Genomic DNA, 23,383 nt, shown 5'->3' on the forward strand with positions numbered 1-23,383 from the left:
TCTGCGCCGACGCCTGCGGATGCCGTCAGAGGCGCAGGGTGCTCCAACCGCGGGTGATCTCGTCGCGGACGTCGGCGCCGCCGTCGGGTCGGCGAGACGTCAGCAGGGCGAGCAGGGCGGCGCCGTCGCCCGGCCGGGCCGCCGGGTCGGGGGTGAGGGCGTGGGCGACCACGGCGGCGAGCGCCGGGTCCAGGGCGTGGACGGCGGCCAGGGCGGCCCGGTCCGGGCCGGTGTCGACGATCCGGCGGATCACCGCGCCGGTGCTGGTGGCCGCGAACGGACTGGCCCCGTGCGCGGCGCACACCACGCAGCACGCCCACGCCCAGATGTCGGCGGCCGTACCCACCCGCTCCTCGCCGAACTGCTCCGGCGCCATGTAGGTGAGCGTGCCCGGCCCCGCGCCCGTCATGGTCAGCCGGGTGCCGTCCACCAGGGCGGCGATGCCGAAGTCGAGCAGCCGCGGCCCGGCCGAGGTCAGCATGATGTTCGACGGCTTGAGATCGCGGTGCACCAGGCCGAGCCGGTGGACGCCCGACAGCGCCACCGCGAGCGCCAGGGCGAGCGCGCGCAGCGCCTCCGGGGAGCGCACCGGCCCGTTCTCCCGCAGGTGGGCGTCGAGCGGCCGCCCGTCCAGCAACTCCATGGCCAGGAACGGCCGTCCCGCGTCCACCCCGGTGTCCAGCACCCGTGCGGTGTACGCCCCCGGCACCATCGCCAGCACCTCGGACTCCCGCTGGAAGCGACGCAACAGGTCCGGATCGTCCAGCAGCTCCACGTTGATGGTCTTCAACGCGACCTGGGTGGCCGCGCCCGCACGACGCGCCAGGTACACCGTCCCCATGCCGCCGGCGCCGATCCGGCCGAGCAGCTGGTAGCCCCCGATGCTGCGCGGCTCGTGCCCGCCCAGCGCCTGATGCGGCACCTGGGCGGGCGGAGGCGGGGGAACGACGGGCGGGGCAGCCGGGGGCGGGGCGGTGGCGAGTGCCGTCGCGGGGGCGGTGACCGGAGCGAAGGGCGGGGCGAAGGGCGGGGCGACCGGCGGGGCGGGCGTCGGCCAGGCTGCGGCGGGGGAACCGAGCGGCGCGGTGGGCGCCAGTGCGGGGTGACGGCGGGCGGTGATCAGCGCCACCGCCTGGAACGCCACCGCACCGAGCACCACGCCCAGCGGCAGCGCCACCACCGCGAGAACGGCGAGCAGCCCGAGCACGCCGAGACCCCGCCGCCGGAGCCGCCCGTCCGCAGCCACCTCCGGCGGCATGCCGACGGTCAGCAGCGCCCGGTCGACCAGGTGGGTGAGCAGCAGCAACGCGGCCACCAGCACCGCCGTGAAGCCCGTCAGCCAGAGCTGCGGACCGACGTGGGTCAGCCGGAGCGCCGCCACGAGCGCGCGGTCGTTCACGAAGACCGCCGGGCTGTGCAGGACGTCGAAGCCGGTGTTCCTGATGAGGGTCATCAGGGCTTCGAGCGCACCCGCGAGCACCACGAACACCGCCAACTCGCCCACCACCGGCCCGATCCCGGGCGGCGCGGCTCCCGTCACGGCGGCCACGGACCGCGCCCGGATCGTGCGCTGGGAGCGCCGCAGCAGCGGCAGTGACAGCAGTCGCACCACCAGCGCCGGCAGCAGCACGATCAACAGATCAACGGTGAGATTGATGTCCAGCACCGTCGGATTCCCCCTGGTCGGCCGGTGAGCAGGAACCGGGATCATATGTGCGGAACGCCGGCTCCGGCAGTCGACAACTCGGCCTCTTCTCCGCATGCGTGACATGCCGTCACTTCCGCCGGTCCCGCGCCGCCGGTCCGCGGGCGGCTAGCGTGGCCGGGGTGAGCGATGCGGCAGTGGCGTCCCGGGGACTGATCGGGGGACTGGCGCGGGCCTGCCATCCGGTGCCCGCCGCGGCGGTGACCGTGCTGGCCGCGGCGATGGCCGTCGGGGCCGGGCGCGGACCGGTCGGGACGCTGCTCACCGGCGGTGCGGTCGCGGCCGGGCAGCTGTCGATCGGCTGGAGCAACGACCTGGTCGACCGACGGCGGGACGAGGCGGCCGGGCGCTCCGACAAGCCGCTCGCCGTCGGCGAGGTGACGGGCCGCCGGGTCGCCGCGTCGACCTGCTGGGCGGTGGCCTGCTGCGTGCTGCTGTCGGCGGCGTGCGGGGTCGCGGCGGCGACCGTGCACCTGGTGGCGGTGGCCGCCGGCTGGGCGTACAACCTGCGACTGAAGGCCACCTGGTGGTCCTGGCTGCCCTACGCGCTGGCGTTCGCGCTCCTGCCGGCCTTCGTCACCCTCGCGCTGCCGGGCCGGCCTTGGCCCGCCGCACCCGTCCTCGGCGCGGGCGCGCTGCTCGGCGTCGCGGCCCACTTCGCCAACGTCCTGCCGGACTTGGCCGCCGACCGCGCCGCGAACATCCGCGGCCTGCCCCAACGCGCCGGCGCCCGCGCCTCGGCCCTGACCGCCGTCCTCGCCGCGACCGCCGCCGCACTCCTCCTCGCCCCCGGCTGGCCCGTCCTCGCCGTCACCGCTCCGCCCGCCCTCGCCGCCCTGCTCGCCCCGCGCGGCCGCCTCCCGTTCCTGGCGGTCATCGCCGCCACGGCGGTCGCGCTGGGGCTGCTGCTGCTCAACGGCGGTCTGCGCAACGGCTCCTGAGCGGGGGCGCCGTCACACGGAGCTCTCCCACTCCTCGCGGAGCATCCCGAAGAGCACGGTGTCGTAGCGCTTCCCCTCCAGCAGTACGGCCGACCGGCGGCGGCCCTCCTCCCGGAAACCCAGCCCCGTGAAGGCCCGTACTGCACGCTCGTTGCCGCTCCAGGTGTCCAGCTCCAGCCGACCGAGCCGATACGCACCGAACAGGTGGTTCACGAGCACCCGCACCGCGTCACGGCCGTGGCCCCGGCCCCAGAACTCCCGCTCCCCGATGGTCACCCCCAGGGTGGCCACCCCCGCGTACGGGTCCAGGTCCCGGTAATCGGCCATGCCGATCACCCTCCCGCCCGCCAGTTCCTCGATCGTGAACACGGCCGACTCCCGGGGGTTCAGCCGCAGCATGGTCTCGAACCCGCGGGCCACCGCCTCCGCCGTCACCGGCCCGAAGCCGGGATCGCCGGCCGTCGCCCACCGCGCCACCTCCGGATCGTTCCGCCACCGGAGATGGTGCGCCGCATCCTCGGCGCGCAGCGCACGGAGGCTTACCAGGTTTCCTTCGAACATTGCGCCACTTTAATCAGGCGCGCGGTGCCGGTGCCGACGATTATTTTGCACAGGTTCGTCATGGGCGCGCGGAGGCGGCCGAGGCCGGGGGGTTGTTGGTGACGGTGATCGACGGCGGGTTGGCCAGGCGGCTGGTGGATGCGCAGTTTCCGCAGTGGGCCGGGCTGCCGCTGGCGGCGGTGGAGCCGGGCGGGTCGGACCATGTGATCTTCAGGCTGGGCGAGGAGTTGGCTGTTCGGCTGCCCCGGCATGCGGATGCGGTCGGGCAGGCGGAGCGGGAGCTGGAGTGGCTGCCGCGGCTCGCGCCGTGGTTGCCGTTGGCGGTGCCCGTGCCGGTGGCGGTGGGCGAGCCGGGGTTCGGGTATCCGTGGCGGTGGGGGGTGTCGCGCTGGCTGGACGGCGAGCCGGCCGGCGTGGCGGCGTTGGGCGGGTCCGCGGCGGCCGCCGTCCAACTGGCCGGGTTTCTCAGGGCACTTCAGGGGTGCGAGCCTGCGGGCGCCGTTCGGGAGGAGTCGCTGGCGGAGCGGGACGAGGAGACCCGGGCCGCCGTCGCGGCGCTCGACGGGGTGTTCGACGGTGCGGCGATGACGGCGCTGTGGGAGGCGGCACTGGGCGCGCCGGCGTGGGGGCGGGCGCCGGTCTGGGTGCACGGGGACTTCCACACCGGCAATCTGCTGACGGTCGACGGCCGGCTCGGCGCGGTCATCGACTTCGGCGGGCTCGGCCTCGGCGACCCGGCCTGCGACCTGACCATCGCCTTCACCCTGCTGTCGGCCGGGACCCGGACCGCCTTCCGGACCGCGCTCGGCGTGGACGAGGCCACCTGGCTGCGAGGCCGCGGCTGGGCCCTGGCAACCGGCCTGAACGCCTACACCCACTACGCCGCCGTCAACCCGCGGGTGGCCGCCCAGACCACCCGTCAGATCGCCGAGGCCCTGCGCGGCTGAGCCGTCCGCAGTGCGCCCGGCGCCCCGCCGCGGTGAGCAGCGGGGCGCCGGTGGCCGGGTCAGGGGCGGAGTGCAGCAGCGGTCAGGCGGAGAAGCCGCCGTCGACGGAGATCACCGAACCGGTGATGTAGCGGGCGTCGGGGCCCGCCAGGTGGGCGACGGTGGCGGCGATCTCCGCGGGGGCGGCGTAGCGGCCGAGGGCGGTGAGGCCGGCGATGGCTTCGGCGTTCGGGCCGGCGGCGGGGTTGGCGTCGGTGTCGGTGGGGCCGGGGTGGACGAGGTTGACGGTGATGGCGCGCGGGCCGAGTTCGCGGGCCAGGCCCTTGGTGAGGCCGATCAGGGCGGTCTTGCTCATCGCGTACAGGGCGAGGCCGGGGAACGGGGCCCGTTCGGCGATGTTGCTGCCGATGTTGATGATCCGCCCGCCGTCGGTCATGTGCCGGGACGCGGCCCGGGCGAGCTGGTACGGGGCGCGGACGTTGACGGCGAGCGTGGCGTCGATCTCGGTGGGGCCCAGCTGGTCCAGCGGGCCGACCAGGAAGACGCCCGCGTTGTTCACCAGGACGTCCAGCCGGCCGAGGGTCTCGACAGTCCGTTCCACGGCGGCGTCCAGCGCGGCGGCGTCGGCGCCGTCGGCCCGGACGGCCAGCGCCCGGCGGCCCAGTCCCTCGATCTGCTCGACGATCTTCTGTGCGGGTGCTTCGCCCGCGCGGTAGGTCAGGGCGACGTCGGCGCCCTCCTCGGCCAGGCGGAGCGCGACGGCCGCGCCGATGCCGCGGCTGCCGCCGGTGACCAGGGCGACGTTTCCTTCAAGTCGGTTCATGTGATCGATACTTGTCGGGGCGCGGGGTCGGCGCTGGCGGGAATCCGACCCGGCGTTACCGGTGTCAGGCGAGCGCGCGGGCCTCCGCCAGGATGCGGTCGGCGTCCTGGTCGAGCAGGAGGCCGGCCACCGCGAGGCCGAGCTTCTCGGGCGCGGCGGCGCTGCCGGACAGCCGGGCCTCGACCTGGCGGGCGCCGTCCACCGAGGTGACCTGGCCGTGCAGGGTGAGGACGCCGCCGGCGGCGGTGGTGGCGAACGCGCCGACCGGGACGGAGCAGCCGCCGTGCAGTTCGGCGAGCATCGCGCGTTCCGCGCGCACCTCGGCGTCGGTGTTCAGGTCGCCGGTGTGGTCGAGGAGTTCGCGGGCCAGCGCGTGGTCCTCGCGGACCTGGATGCCGAGCGCGCCCTGGCCGGGGCTGGGCGGGAAGAGCCCGACGGGCAGGAGCTCGCCGATCTCCTCGGCCCGGTCGATGCGGTGCAGCCCCGCGGCGGCGACCACCACGGCGTCCAGGGTCCTGAGCCGGGCGAGCCTGGTCGGCACGTTGCCTCGGATCCGTTCGGGGCGAAGATCGGGCCGGGCGTGCAGGAGCTGGGCGATCCGGCGGGCGGCGGAGGTGCCGACCCGGGCGCCGGTCGGCAGGGCGTTCAGCGTTCCGCCGCACAGCGCGTCGCGGACGTCCGCGCGGGGCGGCGGCGGGAGCAGGGTCAGGCCGTCCGGGTTCTCGGTGGGCAGGTCCTTGAGCGAGTGGACGATGACGTCCGCCTCGCGGTTCAGCAGCGCCGCGACCTGGTTGGTGGAGAACGCCGAACCGCCGCCGCGTTCCGAGACCTCCCGCAGGGCGGCCTTCCGGTCCAGGTCGCCGTCCTCCAGGATCACCCGGTGGCGGATCACCAGGTCCGGGTAGCGCTCCCGGACCGGCGCGAGGAACTCCCGGACCTGGGCCCGCGCCAGCTGGCTGGCCCGCGATCCCACCACCAGTTCGACCATCGTCAACTCCCGCTGCTGTCCGTCACCCTGACGGCATGCTAGACCCTGGTGGGCGTTCCGGATTCCGACGGAATGTCGGAAAAGGGCTGGTGAGGCGCTCCAGGAGGAGGAAGGCGGGGACGGCGGCCGGCGGAACGGCCGGCAGGAACAGCCACGGCCAGGCCGGGCCGTGGACGAACAGCAAGGTCAACAGGCCGGGAGCCAGTGCCTGGCCGATGCTCCAGGAGAGTTGGTCGACCGCCGGACAGCGGCCGCGGCGCGCCGACTGGGCGAGTGCCACGCCCAACTCCTCGCGGCCGGGCGTGGCGACCGTCCCGGCCAGGCTGTACACCGGCATGGCGGCCACCGACCCGGTGCCGACCGGCGGGCCGGGCAGCGCCGCGAACCCGGCGAAGGCGAGCGCGTTCAGCGCCGAACCGGCGGCCACCGCCCGGGTCGGTCGGACGCCCTCCAGCAGCCGCGACACCGAACCCGCCCTGGCAGCCCGGCCTGGTCCATCCACCGTACGGCGTCGCCACGCGGTGGGAGACCGACGCCGGCGCCACCCCCGACGGTCCTGCCCGGGTGCTCGGCCGGGCCCGCGCCCGGCTGCTCGCCGAACTCGACGCCCCCGCCACCACCACCGAACTCGCCGCCCGCACCGGGCCTGTCCGCCCCCACCGTCTCGCACCACCTGCACGCCCTGCACGACGCCGGCCTCGCCGCCCGCCACCGTGCTCCACCTGCGCACGGCGGCGGCCGAACTGCTCTGCGGCGAGCGGTAGTCGGTCAGAGGCCGAAGACGGCGTACCCGAAGCCGTCCGCGTGCAGCGCCGAGTGCGTCAGCGACACGCCCCGGCCGAACAGCAGCCGCCCGGGCAGCTCCCGCTCCACCGGCAGGTGCGCGGGCGTGCGGCGCGGGTTGACCACCACCAGGCAGCGGTCGCCGCGCAGGTACGCCAACGGGTAACCGGTGTGCAGGAGTTCGACCGGCGCGTCCGGGCCGAGCGCCGGGTGGGCACGGCGCAGCGCGATCAACTGCCGTACCTGGTGCAGCAGGGATGCCTGGTCGGCGCGCTGGGAGGCGACGTCCGGGCGGCCGGGGGAGGGGTCCAGCGGCAGGTAGAAGCGGTCGGCGGGCGCGGAGGAGAAGCCGGCGTCCGGCGTCGCGTCCCACTGCATCGGGGTGCGGCAGCCGGCCCGGTTGTAGCGCGGGCCCAGCACGCTGCCCTCGGTGTCCGGCAGGCCCGGCACGAAGCGCATGCCGATCTCGTCGCCGTAGTAGATCGCCGGGGTGGTCGGCCAGGTCAGCTGGAAGGTGAACGCCGCGGCCAACTGCTCGCGGGTGCGCGGGCCGCAGGCCAGCCGTGAGTAGTCGTGGTTCGCGGTCGGCAGCGAGGCGAAGCCCTGGCCGTCCATGGCCCGCGCGGTGCGCTCCCACTCGGTGACGAACGGCTGCATCGAGCCCTGGCCCTCGGCGTCGAAGTAGCAGGGCCGCTGCGGCCAGTGCTCGTGCACCGTGCCCGTGCCGTTGTCCCACAGCGAGCGCAGCGCGGCGCCGTCGGCCGGGCCGCCGAACTGGAGGAAGAAGTCGCCGTGGAAACCCATCGGGACGGAACGCGCCGGGTCGCCCCACTCGGCGAGGATCACCCGGTCGGGGTGGTGGGCGTCCATCCAGGCCCGGGTCTCCCGCCACAGCCTGCCGGTCTCCACGAAGCCCGGGTCGTCCTTCACCAGCGAGGACGCCATGTCCACCCGGAAGCCGGACACGCCCAGGCCGAACCAGTGCGTCATGATCTCCCGCAGCGCCGCCCGGTTCTCCCGCGGGCCGTCCGCGTCCACCGGCTGCCGCCAGGGCTCCGCCGGATCCCGCTGCGCGTAGCCGAAGTTGAGGGCCGGCTGGAAGTCGAAGAAGTTCGGCCGGTACCAGCCCGGCCGGCTGCCGGGGGAGGCCACGTACCCGGGCGCGGGCCGGTCCGCCCAGATGTACCGGTGGTCGTCCGGGTCCGCGGCGGAGCGGACGAACCAGGGGTGCCGGTTCGAGGTGTGACCCGCCACCAGGTCCAGCAGCACCCGGATGCCCGCTCTGCGGGCCGCGTCCGTGAACTTCGCCAGGTCCTCCGGCGCGCCGTAGCGCGGCGCGGTGGTCAGGAAGTCTGCGACGTCGTACCCGGCGTCCCCGAACGGCGAGGCGAAGCACGGGTTCAGCCACACCGCGTCCACCCCCAGCCACTGCAGGTACTCCAGCCGTTCCGTCAGCCCCGCGAAGTCCCCGATCCCGTCGCCGTTCCCGTCCGCGAAGCTCTGCGGATAGATCTGGTACAGCACCGCACCCCGCGCCCAGTCCGTCCCCACACCCGTCCCCTCTCGTTCCGACCGTCGCACCGTTGTCCGTTCGGCCGGGCCCGCCCCGCCCGGCCCGACCACCTGGTCGCCGCGTACACGACCGAAGGCGCCCACCTGAACTTCACCGATCCGGACCTGCGAGGCTGCCGGGCCGCCCACTACGGTGCGAACTACCCTCGGCTGGTGGCCGTAAAGCACCGCCATGACCCGGACGGACTGTTCACCGTCCCGCAGCCCGTCGACAGTTGAACCACGCCTGTACGGAGTCCCGCTGACCGACCGTCAGCAACCCTGATCCGCCCTGGAGGGAGACACCACCGTGTCGCCGCGAACCGCCCGTCCGCGCCGCTACCTGATGTGCCGGCCCACGCACTTCACCGTCGACTACTCCATCAACCCGTGGATGGATCCGGCCAAGCCCACCGACACCGGCACCGCCCTCGCCCAGTGGGAGGAGCTCCACGCGCTCTTCCAACGCCTCGGCCACACCGTGGAGTTGATCGACCCGCTGCCCGGCCTGCCGGACATGGTGTTCGCCGCCAACGGCGCCACCGCGGTCGACGGCAAGGTGCTGGGCGCCCGCTTCCGGTACCCGGAGCGCCTCGCCGAGGGCCCGGCGTACGCCGACTGGTTCCGCGAGCGCGGCTGGCAGGTCCGGGACGCCGAGTACGTCAACGAGGGCGAGGGCGACCTCCTGGTGGCCGGCGGGCGCGTCCTGGCCGGCACCGGCTTCCGCACCGAGACCGCCGCGCACGCCGAGGCCGCGGCCTTCCTCGGCCGCGAGGTGGTCACCCTGCGGCTGGTCGACCCGCGCTACTACCACCTGGACACCGCGCTCGCCGTCCTCGACGACGACGAGATCATGTACCACCCGCCGGCCTTCGACGCCGAGTCCCGGGCCGTGCTGGAGCGCCTCTACCCGGACGCGATCCTGGCCGGCGAGGACGACGCCCGGGTGTTCGGCCTGAACGCCGTCTCCGACGGCGCCAACGTCATCCTCCCCGAGGCCGCCACCGGCCTGGCCGGGCAGCTGCGCGACCGCGGCTTCACCCCGATCGGCATCGACCTCACCGAACTGCTCAGGGCCGGCGGCGCCGTCAAGTGCTGCACTCTGGAGCTGCGCCGCTGACCGCGGACGCCCGGAGGCCCGGCCCCGCGCGAGCGGAACCGGGCCTCCGGGGGTGCGTCAGGCGCGCGCCAGGTCGTAGCGGTCCAGGTCCATCACCTTCGTCCAGGCGGCGGCGAAGTCCTTGACGAACTTCTCCTTGGCGTCGTCCGAGGCGTAAACCTCGGCCACCGCGCGCAGCTCCGAGTTGGAGCCGAACACCAGGTCGGCGCGGGTGCCGGTCCACTTGACCGCACCGGCGGCGTCCCGGCCCTCGAACAGGGTGCTGTCGGAGGCGACCGGCGCCCAGGCGGTGCCCATGTCGAGCAGGTTGACGAAGAAGTCGTTGCTCAGGGTGCCCGGACGGTCGGTGAACACGCCGTGCTGCGAGCCGCCGTGGTTGGCGCCCAGCACGCGCAGGCCGCCGACCAGCACCGTCAGCTCCGGGGCGGACAGGTTCAGCAGGTTCGCCTTGTCCACCAGCAGGTACTCGGCCGGGAGCCGGGTGCCCTTGCCCAGGTAGTTGCGGAAGCCGTCGGCCTTGGGCTCCAGCGCCGAGAACGACTCCACGTCGGTCTTCTCCTGGACGGCGTCCACCCGGCCCGGGTGGAAGGCCACCTCGACGTCCACGCCGCCGGCCTGCGCGGCCCGCTCGACCGCGGCGGTGCCGGCCAGCACGATCAGGTCGGCCAGCGAGACCTGGTGGCCGCCCTCCGCGTTGAACGCCGACTGGACGCCCTCCAGCACCCGCAGCACCTGCGCCAGCCGCTCCGGGTCGTTGACCTCCCAGCCGCGCTGCGGCTCCAGGCGGATCCGGGCGCCGTTCGCGCCGCCGCGCTTGTCGCTGCCGCGGAACGAGGACGCCGCCGCCCAAGCGGTGGACACCAGCTCGGCGGTGGTCAGCCCGGAGGCCAGCACCCGCTCCTTCAGCACGGCGACGTCCGCCGCGTCGATCGGCACGCCCTGCGCCTGCGGCAGCGGGTCCTGCCAGAGCAGCTCCTCGGCGGGCACCTCGGGGCCGAGGTAGCGGGCGATCGGGCCCATGTCGCGGTGCGTCAGCTTGTACCAGGCGCGGGCGAAGGCGTCCGCGAACGCCGCCGGGTCGTCCCGGAAGCGGCGGGAGATCGGCTCGTACACCGGGTCGAAGCGCAGCGACAGGTCGGTGGTGAGCATCTGCGGGGCGTGCTTCTTCTCCGGGTCGAAGGCGTCCGGCACGGTGCCCTCGCCGGCGCCGTCCTTCGGCTTCCACTGGTGCGCGCCGGCCGGGGACTTGGTCAGCTCCCACTCGTAGCCGAACAGGATCTCGAAGAAGGAGTTGTCCCAGGTGGTCGGGGTGTTCGTCCAGGTGACCTCCAGGCCGGAGGTGATCGCGTCACCGGCCTTGCCGGAGCCGTAGGTGCTCTTCCAGCCGAGGCCCATCTCCTCCAGGCCCGCGCCCTCGGGGGCCTCGCCGACGTTGTCCGCCGGGCCGGCGCCGTGGGTCTTGCCGAAGGTGTGGCCGCCGGCGATCAGCGCGACGGTCTCCTCGTCGTTCATCGCCATCCGGCGGAAGGTCTCGCGGATGTCGCGGGCCGCGGCGATCGGGTCCGGGTTGCCGTTGGGGCCCTCCGGGTTGACGTAGATCAGGCCCATCTGGACGGCGCCCAGCGGGTCCTCCAGGTCACGGTCGCCGGTGTAGCGCTCGTCGCCCAGCCAGGTGGTCTCGGGGCCCCAGTAGACGTCCTCGTCGGCCTCCCAGACGTCCGGCCGGCCGCCGGCGAAGCCGAAGGTGTCGAAGCCCATCGACTCCAGCGCCACGTTGCCCGACAGGATCAGCAGGTCGGCCCAGGACAGGCTCTTGCCGTACTTCTGCTTGACCGGCCACAGCACCCGGCGGGCCTTGTCCAGGTTGGCGTTGTCCGGCCACGAGTTCAGCGGGGCGAAGCGCTGCTGGCCGGCGCCCGCGCCGCCGCGGCCGTCGGAGATTCGGTAGGTGCCGGCGCTGTGCCAGGCCATCCGGATGATCAGCGGGCCGTAGTGGCCGAAGTCGGCCGGCCACCAGTCCTGCGAGGTGGTGAGCGCCTGCTCGATGTCCCGCTTCACCGCGGGCAGGTCGAGGCTGTTGAACGCCTCGGCGTAGTCGAAGTCGCCGCCCAGCGGGTTCGCCACCGCCGGGTTCTTCGCCAGGATCTTCAGGTTCAACCGGTTCGGCCACCACTGCTGGTTGCCGCCGCCCTGGGTCGGATGGGGCGCGCGGCCGTGCGCGACCGGGCAACCGCCCGCACCCTCGGACTTGGGGTCGCTGACGATGGCGTCGTCGTTCTGGGGCATGGGAAGTCCCTCCGGGTCGGGCGGATCGCAACTCTTCACTGACACCTTGGCTGTTCGCCGGAGTCGATCCTAAGATAGACACAGTCTAAGTCAAGAACACCGTCAATCGGGTGGTGATCTCCGCTCGAATCGGGCCGCGCCGCCGAGCCCCTGTACAGTTCGGGCGTCTGTTGAGCTGAATGGATGAACACATGAGTGACCTGCTCGATCGGCTGCGTGACCGGGGCTGGCGGCTGACCTCCCAGCGCAGGGTGGTCGCCGAGGTCCTGGACGGCGACCACGTCCACCTGACCGCGGACGAGGTCCACGCGCGCGCCGCCGAACGCCTCCCCGAGATCTCCCGCGCCACCGTGTACAACACCCTCGGCGAACTCGTCACCCTCGGCGAAATCCTCGAAGTCGCCACCGACGGCCGCGCCAAGCGCTACGACCCCAACGCGCACCGGCCGCACCAGCACCTGGTCTGCTTCGCCTGCGGCACCATCCGCGACGTCCACCCCACCGGCGACCCGCTCGCCGCCCTCCCCGCCGCCGAACGCTTCGGATTCACCATCACCGCCGCCGAGGTCACCTACCGCGGACTCTGCGCGGACTGCGCCCGCCGCTCCGGCTGACGCCCCGCCCCGCGCCCGACCGACCGGCGGCCCGACCCCGCCGCGCCGAGCGCCGCGATCAGCACGCCCGCCGCCACCAGCAGCCACCAGACCCCGTGCGCCGCCCCGGTGAACGCCGGACCCCCGGCCGCCACCCCGCCCGCGAGCACCGTGCCCGCCACCGCCACCCCCACCGCGGAACCCGTCTGCCGCGCCGCCGACGCCAACGCGGAGGCCAGCGCCACCATCGACCCCGGCATCCCCGTCACCGCCGTACTGGTCACCGGCGGATTCACCGTCCCCTGGAACACCCCCACCACCGCGAAAGGCGCCACCAGCGCCGGCACCGGCGTCCCCGGACCCATCAGCAGCAACAGGCCGCCCGCCGACGCCAGCGCCGTCCCCGACACCACCAGCGGCAGCCGCGGCCCCCGCCGTCCCACCACCCGGCCCGTCCACGGCGACAGCAGCACGATCAGCACCCCCACCGGAGCCAGGCACAACCCCGCCCGCAGCGCCGACATCCCGCGCACCCCCTGCAGGTACAGCGTCACCGCGAACAGGAACGCCCCGAACGCGCACAGCGCCGCGAACGCCATCACCAGCGCCGACACCATCGGGACGCTGCGCAGCAGGCCCACCTCCAGCAGTGGATCCGCCCGCCGGGCCTCCCACCACCCCAGCAGCGGCACCGTCACCGCCGCCACCGTGAGCGGCCCCCACACCACCGGCGCCGACCAGCCGTCCCGGCCCGCCCCGATCAGGCCGAACACCGTCCCGCCGAGCAGCGCCACCACCAGCAGCTGCCCCACCGGGTCGAACCGCCGGGCCCGCGCTCCGCGCGACTCCGGCACCCAGCGCGCCGCCCCCGCCAGGCCGGCCGCCACCACCGGCAGGTTCACCCAGAACACCGCCCGCCAGCCCCACGCGTCCACCAGCGCCCCGCCCAGCACCGGGCCCAGCGCCAACGACAATCCCGACACCGACCCGAACACCCCGATCGCCCGGGCCCGCTCCTCGCGCCCCGGAAAAGTCGTCGCCACGATCGCCATCGCCACCGGGTTCAACATCGTCCCGCCCGCCGCCTGCACCGCCCGCGCCCCCACCAGCGCCCCCGCCCCCGGCGCCAGCGCGCACAACGCCGACCCCAGCCCGAACAGCGCCAGCCCCGCCATGAACACCCGCCGCCGCCCCCACCGGTCCGCCGCCGCGCCCGCCGGCAGCAGGAACGCCGCCAGCACCAGCGTGTACGCGTCCACCGTCCACTGCAGCGCCTCCACCGACGCGCCCCACTCCCGTCGGACGGACGGCAGCGCGACGTTCACCACCGTGATGTCCAGCACCACCATCACCATGCTCACGCAGCACACCGTGAGCACCAACCGCCTGCGCCGGTCGTCCAGTTCGGGCACCTGATCCCCCTCGATCCGTGTCCGGACCGGGAATTGACGCACCGTCAGTTCACTCCGGGCCGGTCCTCCGCACCGACGCTACGATTTCGAGCGTGCTCGAAATCAAGCCCCGACCCGCGCTCCCCGCCCAGGGGTTGACCATCGCGGAAGCCGCTGGACGCACCGGCGTCAGCGTCCACACGCTGCGCTACTACGAACGGGCCGGCCTGGTCGTCACCCCCGTCGACCGCACCCCCGGCGGCCGCCGCCGCTACCACCGCCGCGACCTCGAATGGATCGACCTCTGCACCCGCTTGCGCGCCACCGGCATGCCGATCCGCACCATCCGCCGCTACGCCGAACTCGTCACCGCCGGCCCCGGCAACGAACCCGACCGCCTCGCCCTCCTCGAATCCCACCGCACCGAGGTCGCCGCCCGACTCGCCGAACTCCGGTCCCACTGACCCGCATCGACCACAAGGTCGACACCTACCGGTCCCGCCTCACCGCCGGCCGCGCCGAAGGCTTCTGGGCGCCGGGCGAGTGAGGGCCCGCGCGGTCGGACTCATCCGGAGTCCGGGTTCTCGGCGAGCTGTTCATCGGCCACGGCCTGCACGACCGACGGCGCCATGGACGCCATGCCGGCCAGCGACTCGGCCCAGCTGGTCGTGCCGAGAACGCGGGCGAGGAGGCGTTTGGCGTGGGGATCGGGTACCTGCTGGGCGAGTTCGAGGAACACGGCGACCCGTTGCTGGGGGTCCGGGATCCGACAGGCGGCCTGTTCGGCGCGCTCGGGCCGGCCGAGGTGGGCGAGGAGCCGCGCCAGGTCCACCAGCGGGCGTGACCGCCTGTTGTCCGGCAGCCCGTCGATCCCGGCCTCGATCTCGGGCAGCAGGTCGAGAGCACGGTTGGTGACCCCGGCGTCGGCCCAGGCCCGGGCGACCCTCAGCAAGGTCAGGGCCCGCCGGCGTGGTTCGGGGACCTCACGGGCGAGGCTGCTCGCCCAGGTGAGGTCGGAGGCGGCCATGGCCAGTTCGAGCAACTCGGCCCGAATCTTCGCCCCTTCCTCCTCCAGCCCGTGCTCCAGGGCCAGACCTTCGGCCAGGCTCCCCAGCTCCCTCGCCCGTTTGGCGTCGCCCATCGCGGTCATCGCCCGGGCGAGGTTGAGCATGGCGCGACTCTGGTGGACCACCTGGCCGGTGAAGTCGCGCAGGTGCGACTGGGCCGCGTCAGCCGTTCGGCGGGCCTGCTCGGTACGGCCCAGCGACACGTCGAGCAGCGCCAGTGCGGTCATGACCTCGACCTGCTCCTGCCGGTCGGTGAGCGACCGGCTCAGTTCGGAGACCTCGACCCCGAGCCGATCGGCGCGTTCGTGGGCGCCGTCGGCCGCGTACCTCCGGGCCAGCCGGACCAGGAGGTGGAGTCGGGTGGCGGGAGTGTGGATCCGTTCGGCGACGGCCTCGGCCAGGTCCGGCTGCCGCAACCCCAGCGCCGCCCGCCAGACGAGGGCGATGAGCGGGCCTTCGCGAATGTCGTCCCCCTCCACGAGAGGGAGCTCGGCCAGGCATTCCGAAGCGGTGACGGCCCCGCCGTCGACGAGGTTCAGCAGCGCCATGATCCGCTTGTCGGGGGTGGCGATGCTCCGGGTCAGCAGCCGGGCCAGTTCAGGATCTCCGGTGGCCACGAGGGCGGCGATCAGCGAAACGAGTGCGGCCGTCCGCTCGGCCGGATCCTTCACCTTCTCCAGGGACTCGGCAGCGTCCCGGGCGAGAACTCTGGCGTGCGCCCGCTGGTCGATCTGGGCGGCGGTGCGGGCGAGCGCCGCCAGGTGTTTCACCCGCGCCACCGGTTGGGTCAGCGCACGGGCCGTGCTCTCGGCTTCGGTGGAGAGAAGCCGCCACCGGTCGTGGTCCCCGGCCTTCGCCGCGTCGGCGGCCAGTGTGCTGAGGGTGTACACGCGGTGGATCGGCTCGGGGGTCAGTCGAGCCAGGCCGACAGCCCGATCGTGGTCGTTCAGTTGCGCGTACAGCACCGACACGTTCCTGATGGCGGAAGCCCGGCGGCTGGGGTTGGCGACGGTCAGGGCGTGCGCCTGTGCGCATGCCGCCAGCCGTTCGGCCTCGGCCGGATTCCCGGCGTCCATCGCCGCCTTGATCGCACTGCCGAGTGCGGCGACCCGGTACTGCGGGTCCTCGATCAGGGCCGTCACCTCCTCGGCGGCGGCGAGGTCGCCCGTTCCGCACCGGCCGGCGACCACCATCGCCAGGGCCTGGGAGCGAATCTCCGGCCGCAGCGCCGAATCGGCCAGCGTCCGGGCGCGGTCGAATTCGCCGGCCGCCAGCAGGGCCTCCACCAGCGCGAGCAGCGCCCGGCCGTGACGGGCGGGCGCGGTGATGCCGCTCAGCACGGATTCGGCCCGGTCGACGGCGCCCAGAGCTGCCCAGAGCGACGGCAGGGCGACGGGCGCGTTGTCGCTCCGCGCCCGCAGCCGGTCGCGGTGGATCGCCAGGCGGGCCATCGCCAGGAGGTCCGGGGTGTCCTGGCCGAGCAGCAGTTCCTGGGCGGCGTTGATCTCGGCGAGGCCGGCGGCATCGCTGCCGGTGACCTGGAGCATGCGGTCGTGGCGGGCGTAGTCGGTCGCCTGCGCGACCGCCCTGGGCAGGTCGTGGGTGAGCTGGAGGGTCCGGAAGTAGCCGTGCAGGAGGTACTCGGGCGTCCGGGCCGGCCACCCCTCGTCGCGGTAGTCCTCGGCCCACCGGTGCAGCCGCTCCCGGTGCCCGGCGACGTCGCTGCCGCTCAGCACCTGCAGGGCGGAGGTGCGGAGCTCGTCGTGGCCGAGGACGTACACCTCCTCCCTGGTCCAGGGGCTCAGCAGTGTGGTGAAGGTCCGGCCGGCGACGGTGCCGAGGTGGCGGCCGAGCGTGAAGACCGAGGTGCCCGTGAGCTCGGCGAGGTCCTGCGTGGTCAGTCCGCCGTCCGCGGCGGTGACGAGGCCGAGGATCTCGCGTTCCAGCTTCGGGGCGGCGGCGAGCCGTTGGAGCTCCCGCTCGGCATCCGCCCGTACCGCCTGGGCGTGCGGGGAGACGGACAGCTCCCGGACGACGCGCGGTTCACGGAGCGGGTGGTCGTCGGGGACGTCGGAGGGGACCGGCGGACGGAGCCTGCTGGTGACGATCACCCGGAGCCCGGCCCGGGGGCGCGACGGGAGCAGGGCCGCGATGCTGTACGACTCCGGCCGGGCGGTGACGCCCTGGTCCTCGTCCAGCCCGTCCACGAGCAGCACCAGACGGGTGCCGTTCTCCGCGCACACGTCGGCGGCCTCGTGGATCAGGCTGAGCACGTGGCCGTCGCAGGTGGCGTCGGTCATCCGGGCCGGCACGGGCCTGCCGAGGAAGGCGGACAGCTGTTCCGTCACGACTTCGCAGAAGCCCAGCCGGTCGTTCTGCCCGGCGAAGCGGCCGGTGACGAAGAACGGGACCAGCTGGACGCCGGCCGGTGGATTCAGCGCGAACCAGGACAGCAGCGCGGACTTCCCGGCCCAGGGCCGGACCCCGGAGCCACCGGTACGGGTACTCGGAGGGGCCCGTGCAGAAGGCGGCCAGCTCGGCCAGCTCCTCGGCGCGGTCCCGGAGCTCCGGCGGAGCGATGCGGCGGATCTGCTCCAGGTAGCCGGTGTGCGCCGGCTGGACCGGGGGGCCCGCCACCAGGTCGCCGTCCACGATCAGGTTGCCCGAGACCGCCACCCCGCCGCTCGCCTGCGCCTGCCCGGTCCCGGCCGCCCTCACCCGTGGCAGCCGCCACCTGGATCCCATGCCGGTCACCGCACCGTCCTCGTCAGCGATCGCGGACCCGGCGGTCGCCGTCACGGGTCCGGTGACGAAGGATCCTGCCAGGGGACGGCCCTCCGCGGAGGGGATTTGGCGGTCATCGAGCGATCCGTGGTGCGGAAGGACGGGAGCTGAGCACCCCTGCGTGGTTCGTGACCGGGGACGACGGTCCGGCCGGGCAGGCCCCGGGGCGGGCCGCAAACGCAGAAGAGGCCCCAGTTCGACTGGAGCCTCTTCGTTGGTGTCCGAGGGGGGACTTGAACCCCCACGCCCGATAAAGGGCACTAGCACCTCAAGCTAGCGCGTCTGCCATTCCGCCACCCGGACCAGGTGTCTCGCCTGCGGGCTTCCTTTCGGCTGCCCCCTGGCGACAAAGAGAACATTACCAGGCTTCCGGAGTGCTTCTCACCTGCGTTTTCGAGGTGTGGGGGCGGTCGGGTGGGGCAATTCGGGCACAAGGGGGGCAAGGTGGGCGGAGGTCGGGGTGAAACTGCTGGTGGTGGGGGTTCGGGCGGGTGTTCTGGCGGCAGACCTGGCGGTGCGGGCGGCCAGGAGGGGGCAGGTCGCGCACCGAATCGGTCGGGAAGCTTCACGACACGCGTGAATCCTGTCCCGGTGCGGGTCGCCGGGGGCTGCTCTCCTAGCCTCGGGTCATCAGGAGCCCCGCGCGGAACGCCCGAAGTCCCGACAGCTGCCGCCGGCTCCCGTTCACCGCGTGAAGGGCGGCGTGCAGTGGAAGAGACGCAGAAGGCGGTCACGGACGCGGCCACCTGGCGCTCCGGACGGGAGCCGGGGCCGGGGGTGTGGCGGTTCACCGCGGAGCCGCAGGAGTCCTCGGTGCCGCGGACCAGGCACGCGGTGCGGGACCGGCTGCTGGCCCAGGGGATGGCGGGGGAGCGGTACCAGGAGCTGGTGGACGATCTGCTGCTGATCGTCTCGGAGCTGGTGTCGAACGCGGTCACGCACGCCGCGGCGCTCTCCCCGCAGGTGCACTGCGAGCTGACGATCGCCCCGGAGCGGGTGCGGATCTCGGTGCTCGACGGCCACCCGTACCGCCCCCGGGCGCAGGAGAACGACCCGGTCCGTCCGGGCGGGCGCGGGCTGCTGCTGGTGAAGAGCGTCACCCTGCAGGCGGGCGGCGAGTGCGACGTGGAGCGGACCGAGGACGGCGGCAAGGTGATCTGGGCCAGCCTGCCGCTGCCCGCACCGGGGCCCGCCGGGACGGGGGACGGCCCCGACGAGGACCCGGACTACTGACGGGCCGAGGTCACCAGTCGTTGCCGGCGATCTCCCGGATCCCCGGCAGCGCGGCCTCGAAGACCGTCTCGAACCACACCGAGAACGGCTTCTCGGCCCGCAGCGCGCGCAGCTCGGCGGCGGTGACGAACCGGGTGTCCTCGACCTCCTCCGGGGCCGGGTCCGGCTCGGCGGTGATCAGGCCGACGAACAGGTGGTTCCACTCCCGCTCGATCAGCCCGGTGCTCTCGTCCGGCAGGTCGTAGCGGACGGTGCCGGCCTCGCAGAGCAGCGCGGGGGCCGCACCCAGCTCCTCGGCGGTGCGGCGGGCGGCCGCCACGAACGGCAGCTCGCCGGGGTAGGGGTGGCCGCAGCAGGTGTTCGACCAGACGCCCGGTGAGTGGTACTTGCCGAGCGCCCGGCGCTGCAGCAGCATCCGTCCCTGCCGGTCGAACAGGAACACCGAGAAGGCGCGGTGGAGCCGGCCCGGCTGCTGGTGGGCCCAGTGCTTCTCCCCGGTCCCGATGGTCACGCCGTGGTCGTCGACCAGCTCCAGCAGGATCTCACCGGGTGCGGCCGCGGACGGGACGGCGAGCTCGGGGGAGAGGTCGTCGGTCGGGCTGACAGCAGGACTCATGGGCGCAATGCCCCTTTCGGCACGTGGACCGGGGGCGGCCCCGGGGCCGCCCACCCCGGTCCTGAGGTCGGCTGCGCGCACGTCGGGACCGGACCGGTCCGCCGACGGCGTCGGGGCCCAAGTCTGCCGCATGCCCCGGCGGGCTCGGGGCCGCGACGCACACCGCCAGGGCGGCGGACCGGATGTTCGACGGAACTGTTCGATCCGCGATCATCGGCCGTCGCCGGGCGTTCACGTCGCACCCGTAGTTGATCGGTCGGCCCGCCCGGGGCGCGTTCTGGCAGGTGGTCGGGGTCGCCTACCATCAGTGAGACCGGGCGGTCCGCAAGGCGCGCCCGTACGGCGCGCCGCAGCCGCGGCCGCGTCCCGGCGCCCGACCCGCACCGCGCCGGACCACCCGAGACCCTGGAGTCCCGCATGATCGGCCTCGTCCTGGCCGCCGGCGCAGGCCGCCGGCTTCGTCCGTACACCGACACCCTGCCCAAGGCGCTGGTGCCGGTCGACGGGGAGCGGACGGTGCTCGACCTGACCCTGGGGAACTTCGCCGAGGTCGGCCTGCGGGAGGCCGCGATCGTCGTCGGCTACCGCAAGGAAGCGGTGTACGACCGCAAGCAGGCGCTGGAGCAGAAGTACGGCGTGAAGCTCACCCTGGTCGAGAACGACAAGGCCGAGGAGTGGAACAACGCCTACTCCCTGTGGTGCGCCCGCGACCTGTTCGGCGAGGGCCTGCTGCTGGCCAACGGCGACACCGTCCACCCGGCGTCGGTGCAGCGCACCATGCTGGACGGCAACGACCGGCGGATCAAGGAGGGCAGGGCCCCCGGCATCCTGCTGGCGCTGGACACCGTGAAGAAGCTCGCCGACGAGGAGATGAAGGTCGTCGTCGACCCGGAGCTCGGGGTGCGCCGGATCACCAAGCTGATGGACCCGCTGGACGCCACCGGCGAGTACATCGGCGTCACGGTGATCAACCCGTCCGCCGGCCCGGCGCTGGCCGACGCCCTCAAGGCGGTCTTCGAGCGCGACCCGCAGCTGTACTACGAGGACGGCTACCAGGAGATGGTCGACCGCGGCCTGATCGTGGACGTCCAGCCGATCGGCGAGGTCTCCTGGGTCGAGGTCGACAACCACGACGACCTGGCCAAGGCCCGGGAGATCGCGTGCCGGTACTGACCCGACTGGTGCCCTCGCCGGTGTTCGTCGAGGTGCGGGCCGGCGCGCTGGACGCGCTCGGCGGCATCCTCGCCGACCAGCGGCTGTCCCCGGCGGGCCGGATCGCGGTGGCGATCAGCGGCGGCTCCGGCATGCTGCTGCGCGAGCGCCTGGAGCCGGCGCTGCCGGGCGCGGACTGGTACCAGGTCGACGACGGCACGCTGGACAGCGCGGTCCGACTGACCGACGAGATCCGCCGCGGCCACTACGACGCACTGGTGGGCCTCGGCGGCGGCAAGATCATCGACGTGGCCAAGTACGCCGCCGCCCGGGTCGGCCTGCCGGTGGTCGCGGTCGCCACCAACCTCGCCCACGACGGCATCTGCTCCCCGGTCTCCACCCTCGACAACGACGCCGGCCGCGGCTCCTACGGGGTGCCCGGGCCGATCGGCATCGTGGTCGACCTGGACGTCATCGCCAAGGCGCCGAAGCGGTTCGTGGCGGCCGGGATCGGCGACGCCGTCTCCAACATCTCGGCCTGCGCGGACTGGGAGCTCTCGCACACCGTCACCGGCGAGCCGGTCGACGGCCTGGCGGTGGCGATGGCCCGGGCGGCCGGCGAGAACCTGCTGCGGCACCCGGGCACCCTGGAGGACCCGGACCTGCTGACCACGCTCGCGGAAGCCCTGGTACTGTCCGGCATCGCGATGAACATCGCGGGCAGCACCCGGCCCAGTTCGGGCGCCTGCCACGAGATCTCGCACGCCCTGGACGTGCTGTACCCCAAGCGGTCCGCCCAGCACGGCGAGCAGGTCGGCCTCGGCGCGGCCTTCGCCTGCTTCCTGCGGGGCGAGCGGGACCTGTCCGGACTGATCGTGGAACGCCTGCGCTTCCACGGCCTGCCGGTGACGGCCGATCAGATCGGCTTCACCGAGGCGGAGTTCACCGAAGCGGTGCACTACGCTCCGAACACCAGACCGGGGCGCTTCACCATCCTCGAACACCTCGACCTCTCCGCCACAGACATCAGGGACGCGTACGCCGACTATGTCCAAGCCGTCAACAGCTGAACGCCCGCCGGTTGACCTCACCCGCCGCCCGTCGATCGAGGAGCTCCGGGCGGTCATCCACCCGGAGGGCATGCTCCAGCGACGCAGCGCCGAGCACTGGGCCGGCCGCCTCTACATGCGGAAGATCTCGCTGCGGATCACCCGCATCCTGTCGACCGTGACCGTGATCACGCCCAACGGCCTGACCTACCTGATGATGCTCACCGGGATCCTGGCGGGCATCGCCCTGGTGGTCCCGGGCCTCACCGGCGCGATCCTCGGGGCCCTGCTGATCCAGGTCTACCTGCTGCTGGACTGCGTGGACGGCGAGGTCGCCCGCTGGCGCCGGCAGACCTCGCTCACCGGCGTCTACCTGGACCGGGTCGGCCACTACATGTCCGAGGCGGCGCTGCTCACCGGCCTCGGCCTGCGGGCCACCGACCTGCTGCACCGCGAGGGCTCGCACTCCGCCTGGCAGTGGGCGTTCCTCGGCACGCTGGCCGCGCTCGGCGCGATCCTGATCAAGTCCGAGACCGACCTGGTCGACGTCGCCCGGGCCCGCTCCGGGATGACCGCCGTCCTGGACGAGGCCTCGGTGCCGCGGTCGAACGCGGTCGCCAAGGCCCGCCGGGCCGCCTCGCTGCTGAAGTTCCACCGCCTGGTCGGCGCCGTCGAGGCCTCGCTGTTCATCCTGGCCGCCGGCATCGCCGACGCGGTCCGCGGCGACCTGTTCTTCACCCGCCTCGCCGTGGTGGTGCTGGCCGCCATCGCGATGCTGCAGACCGTCCTGCACCTGCTGTCCATCGTGCTCTCCAGCAGGCTGCGATGAGTGACGACTTCCGCCTCGGCGCGGTCATCATCACGATGGGCAACCGGCCCGCCGAGCTGAACGCGCTGATCGAGTCGGTGCGGGCCCAGCAGGGCCCGCCGGTCGAGCTCGCCGTGGTCGGCAACGGCGCCCCGCTGCCGCCGCTGCCCGCAGGCGTGCGCACCGCCGAACTGCCCGAGAACCTGGGCATCCCGGGCGGCCGCAACGTCGGTATCGAGCTGTTCGGCCCGGACGGCCGCGACGTCGACGCGGTGCTGTTCCTGGACGACGACGGCCTGCTGCCGAACACCGACTCCGCCGAGCTGCTCCGGCAGGCGTTCACCGCCGACCCGTCACTGGGCATCGTCTCGTTCCGGATCGCCGACCCGGAGACGGGCACCACGCAGCGCCGGCACGTGCCCCGGCTGCGCGCCAGCGACCCGATGCACGGCTCCCGGGTCACCACCTTCCTGGGCGGCGCCAGCGCGGTGCGCAGCGCGGTCTTCCCGCAGGCCGGGCAGCTGCCCGCGGAGTTCTTCTACGCGCACGAGGAGACCGACCTGGCCTGGCGGGCGCTGGACGCCGGCTGGTCGATCGACTACCGCCCGGACGTGGTGCTGTACCACCCGGCGACCTCCCCGGCCCGGCACGCGGCGTACTTCCACAACATCGCCCGCAACCGGGTCTGGCTGGCCCGACGGAACCTTCCGGCCCCTCTGGTGCCTCTCTACCTGGGAACCTGGTTCCTGCTGACGGTCGCCCGCCGCCCCTCCGGGTCGGCGCTGAAGGCGTGGCTCGGCGGGTTCCGGGCAGGCTGGAGCGAGTCCTGCGGCCCGCGCCGGCCGATGAAGTGGTCCACCGTCTGGCGCTTGACCAGGCTCGGCAGACCGCCAATCATCTGATCGCAACCGGTCGGCGTTTCCCCACGCCGGCCGCGCGCAAACCCGAGCTCCTCGTGGTACGCCCCGGTTCCGCGTCCCGTCCC

The 23,383-nt window shown here is 73.8% G+C and carries 21 protein-coding genes and 1 tRNA gene; 11 read left to right on the top strand and 11 right to left on the bottom strand.

Annotated elements, in window-relative coordinates:
- Positions 1–25: 25 nt before the first annotated feature.
- Positions 26–1,666 carry a serine/threonine-protein kinase gene (locus ACI1MP_RS28760; RefSeq protein ID WP_404869799.1) on the bottom strand — a complete coding sequence of 547 codons (1,641 nt, stop codon included), beginning with the start codon at positions 1,664–1,666 and terminating at the stop codon, positions 26–28.
- 161 nt (positions 1,667–1,827) lie between these two features.
- On the opposite strand from ACI1MP_RS28760, the gene ACI1MP_RS28765 reads away from it, so the two are divergent.
- On the top strand, positions 1,828–2,646 hold the full coding sequence (locus tag ACI1MP_RS28765) for a UbiA family prenyltransferase (protein ID WP_157815600.1): 819 nt from the start codon (positions 1,828–1,830) through the stop codon (positions 2,644–2,646).
- A 12-nt stretch (positions 2,647–2,658) separates the two neighbouring features.
- Here the strand turns inward: ACI1MP_RS28765 and ACI1MP_RS28770 are convergent, their stop codons facing one another.
- Positions 2,659–3,207 (bottom strand): GNAT family N-acetyltransferase, encoded by a 549-nt coding sequence (locus ACI1MP_RS28770; RefSeq protein ID WP_100586805.1) that lies wholly within the window; start codon positions 3,205–3,207, stop codon positions 2,659–2,661.
- A gap of 98 nt (positions 3,208–3,305) precedes the next feature.
- On the opposite strand from ACI1MP_RS28770, the gene ACI1MP_RS28775 reads away from it, so the two are divergent.
- Positions 3,306–4,154: an aminoglycoside phosphotransferase family protein gene (locus tag ACI1MP_RS28775; protein ID WP_380336710.1), complete on the top strand. Its 849-nt coding sequence runs from the start codon at positions 3,306–3,308 to the stop codon at positions 4,152–4,154.
- Positions 4,155–4,236: 82 nt separating this feature from the next.
- On the opposite strand, the gene ACI1MP_RS28780 is transcribed toward ACI1MP_RS28775, so the two are convergent.
- The 4 genes from ACI1MP_RS28780 to ACI1MP_RS28795 all read right to left on the bottom strand — a co-directional run bounded on the left by ACI1MP_RS28780 (position 4,237) and on the right by ACI1MP_RS28795 (position 8,299).
- The gene (locus ACI1MP_RS28780; protein ID WP_404869800.1) at positions 4,237–4,977 is read right to left on the bottom strand and encodes an SDR family NAD(P)-dependent oxidoreductase; all 741 of its coding nucleotides are present in this window, start codon (positions 4,975–4,977) and stop codon (positions 4,237–4,239) included.
- A 64-nt stretch (positions 4,978–5,041) separates the two neighbouring features.
- Positions 5,042–5,965, bottom strand: coding sequence for a hydroxymethylbilane synthase (hemC, locus tag ACI1MP_RS28785; protein ID WP_380336706.1), 924 nt, complete (start codon positions 5,963–5,965; stop codon positions 5,042–5,044).
- Between the two features lie 22 nt (positions 5,966–5,987).
- A complete protein-coding gene (locus ACI1MP_RS28790; RefSeq protein ID WP_404869801.1) occupies positions 5,988–6,431 on the bottom strand; it encodes a hypothetical protein in 444 nt (147 codons plus the stop codon).
- A 302-nt stretch (positions 6,432–6,733) separates the two neighbouring features.
- On the bottom strand, positions 6,734–8,299 hold the full coding sequence (locus tag ACI1MP_RS28795) for an alpha-amylase family glycosyl hydrolase (RefSeq protein WP_404869802.1): 1,566 nt from the start codon (positions 8,297–8,299) through the stop codon (positions 6,734–6,736).
- Between the two features lie 105 nt (positions 8,300–8,404).
- Here ACI1MP_RS28795 and ACI1MP_RS28800 point away from each other — a divergent pair, with 105 nt between their 5' ends.
- Both ACI1MP_RS28800 and ddaH read left to right on the top strand, forming a co-directional pair.
- Positions 8,405–8,539: a BBE domain-containing protein gene (locus ACI1MP_RS28800; protein ID WP_387997386.1), complete on the top strand. Its 135-nt coding sequence runs from the start codon at positions 8,405–8,407 to the stop codon at positions 8,537–8,539.
- 70 nt (positions 8,540–8,609) lie between these two features.
- On the top strand, positions 8,610–9,419 hold the full coding sequence (gene ddaH / locus ACI1MP_RS28805) for a dimethylargininase (RefSeq protein WP_404869803.1): 810 nt from the start codon (positions 8,610–8,612) through the stop codon (positions 9,417–9,419).
- A 57-nt stretch (positions 9,420–9,476) separates the two neighbouring features.
- Here ddaH and katG read toward each other — a convergent pair whose 3' ends face one another.
- Positions 9,477–11,705, bottom strand: a complete 2,229-nt coding sequence (gene katG, locus ACI1MP_RS28810; RefSeq protein WP_404869804.1) for a catalase/peroxidase HPI — start codon at positions 11,703–11,705, stop codon at positions 9,477–9,479.
- Positions 11,706–11,896: 191 nt separating this feature from the next.
- On the opposite strand from katG, the gene ACI1MP_RS28815 reads away from it, so the two are divergent.
- On the top strand, positions 11,897–12,319 hold the full coding sequence (locus tag ACI1MP_RS28815) for a Fur family transcriptional regulator (RefSeq protein WP_043913093.1): 423 nt from the start codon (positions 11,897–11,899) through the stop codon (positions 12,317–12,319).
- Here ACI1MP_RS28815 and ACI1MP_RS28820 read toward each other — a convergent pair.
- Positions 12,277–13,710, bottom strand: a complete 1,434-nt coding sequence (locus ACI1MP_RS28820) for an MFS transporter (RefSeq protein WP_404869805.1) — start codon at positions 13,708–13,710, stop codon at positions 12,277–12,279. The genes ACI1MP_RS28815 and ACI1MP_RS28820 overlap by 43 nt on opposite strands.
- A 92-nt stretch (positions 13,711–13,802) precedes the next feature.
- Between ACI1MP_RS28820 and ACI1MP_RS28825 the strand changes: the two genes are divergently transcribed.
- Positions 13,803–14,153 (top strand): MerR family transcriptional regulator, encoded by a 351-nt coding sequence (locus ACI1MP_RS28825; RefSeq protein ID WP_380336689.1) that lies wholly within the window; start codon positions 13,803–13,805, stop codon positions 14,151–14,153.
- Between the two features lie 101 nt (positions 14,154–14,254).
- Here the strand turns inward: ACI1MP_RS28825 and ACI1MP_RS28830 are convergent, their stop codons facing one another.
- Positions 14,255–17,104: a hypothetical protein gene (locus ACI1MP_RS28830; protein ID WP_404869806.1), complete on the bottom strand. Its 2,850-nt coding sequence runs from the start codon at positions 17,102–17,104 to the stop codon at positions 14,255–14,257.
- Positions 17,105–17,755: 651 nt separating this feature from the next.
- Positions 17,756–17,843, bottom strand: a tRNA-Leu gene (locus ACI1MP_RS28835).
- A 405-nt stretch (positions 17,844–18,248) separates the two neighbouring features.
- Here ACI1MP_RS28835 and ACI1MP_RS28840 point away from each other — a divergent pair.
- Entirely contained in the window at positions 18,249–18,773 is a 525-nt protein-coding gene (locus ACI1MP_RS28840; RefSeq protein WP_380336648.1) for an ATP-binding protein, read from the top strand.
- 10 nt (positions 18,774–18,783) lie between these two features.
- Here ACI1MP_RS28840 and idi read toward each other — a convergent pair whose 3' ends face one another.
- Positions 18,784–19,389, bottom strand: a complete 606-nt coding sequence (idi, locus tag ACI1MP_RS28845) for an isopentenyl-diphosphate Delta-isomerase (RefSeq protein ID WP_043913068.1) — start codon at positions 19,387–19,389, stop codon at positions 18,784–18,786.
- A 417-nt stretch (positions 19,390–19,806) separates the two neighbouring features.
- Between idi and ACI1MP_RS28850 the strand changes: the two genes are divergently transcribed.
- The 4 genes from ACI1MP_RS28850 to ACI1MP_RS28865 are packed head-to-tail and all read left to right on the top strand — an operon-like array spanning position 19,807 to position 23,300.
- Positions 19,807–20,562, top strand: a complete 756-nt coding sequence (locus tag ACI1MP_RS28850) for a sugar phosphate nucleotidyltransferase (protein ID WP_100586796.1) — start codon at positions 19,807–19,809, stop codon at positions 20,560–20,562.
- A complete protein-coding gene (locus ACI1MP_RS28855; protein ID WP_380336645.1) occupies positions 20,550–21,611 on the top strand; it encodes an iron-containing alcohol dehydrogenase family protein in 1,062 nt (353 codons plus the stop codon). The genes ACI1MP_RS28850 and ACI1MP_RS28855 overlap by 13 nt, the downstream gene beginning before the upstream one ends.
- Positions 21,589–22,419 (top strand): CDP-alcohol phosphatidyltransferase family protein, encoded by an 831-nt coding sequence (locus ACI1MP_RS28860; RefSeq protein WP_363473219.1) that lies wholly within the window; start codon positions 21,589–21,591, stop codon positions 22,417–22,419. The genes ACI1MP_RS28855 and ACI1MP_RS28860 overlap by 23 nt, the downstream gene beginning before the upstream one ends.
- Positions 22,416–23,300: a glycosyltransferase family 2 protein gene (locus ACI1MP_RS28865; protein WP_043913064.1), complete on the top strand. Its 885-nt coding sequence runs from the start codon at positions 22,416–22,418 to the stop codon at positions 23,298–23,300. Before ACI1MP_RS28860 ends, ACI1MP_RS28865 begins: the two co-directional genes overlap by 4 nt.
- Positions 23,301–23,383: the final 83 nt, after the last annotated feature.

It is taken from the genome of Kitasatospora griseola (assembly GCF_044999035.1).
Classification (GTDB): Bacteria; Actinomycetota; Actinomycetes; order Streptomycetales; family Streptomycetaceae; genus Kitasatospora; species Kitasatospora griseola.

What these genes read in the sequence shown, in the direction of transcription:
- ACI1MP_RS28770 (WP_100586805.1), bottom strand. Translation starts at nt 3,207, where the DNA reads ATGTTCGAAGGAAACCTGGTAAGCCTCCGTGCGCTGCGCGCCGAGGAT.
- ACI1MP_RS28780 (WP_404869800.1), bottom strand. Translation starts at nt 4,977, where the DNA reads ATGAACCGACTTGAAGGAAACGTCGCCCTGGTCACCGGCGGCAGCCGC.
- hemC (WP_380336706.1), bottom strand. Translation starts at nt 5,965, where the DNA reads ATGGTCGAACTGGTGGTGGGATCGCGGGCCAGCCAGCTGGCGCGGGCC.
- katG (WP_404869804.1), bottom strand. Translation starts at nt 11,705, where the DNA reads ATGCCCCAGAACGACGACGCCATCGTCAGCGACCCCAAGTCCGAGGGT.
- ACI1MP_RS28815 (WP_043913093.1), top strand. Translation starts at nt 11,897, where the DNA reads ATGAGTGACCTGCTCGATCGGCTGCGTGACCGGGGCTGGCGGCTGACC.
- idi (WP_043913068.1), bottom strand. Translation starts at nt 19,389, where the DNA reads ATGAGTCCTGCTGTCAGCCCGACCGACGACCTCTCCCCCGAGCTCGCC.
- ACI1MP_RS28850 (WP_100586796.1), top strand. Translation starts at nt 19,807, where the DNA reads ATGATCGGCCTCGTCCTGGCCGCCGGCGCAGGCCGCCGGCTTCGTCCG.
- ACI1MP_RS28860 (WP_363473219.1), top strand. Translation starts at nt 21,589, where the DNA reads ATGTCCAAGCCGTCAACAGCTGAACGCCCGCCGGTTGACCTCACCCGC.
- ACI1MP_RS28865 (WP_043913064.1), top strand. Translation starts at nt 22,416, where the DNA reads ATGAGTGACGACTTCCGCCTCGGCGCGGTCATCATCACGATGGGCAAC.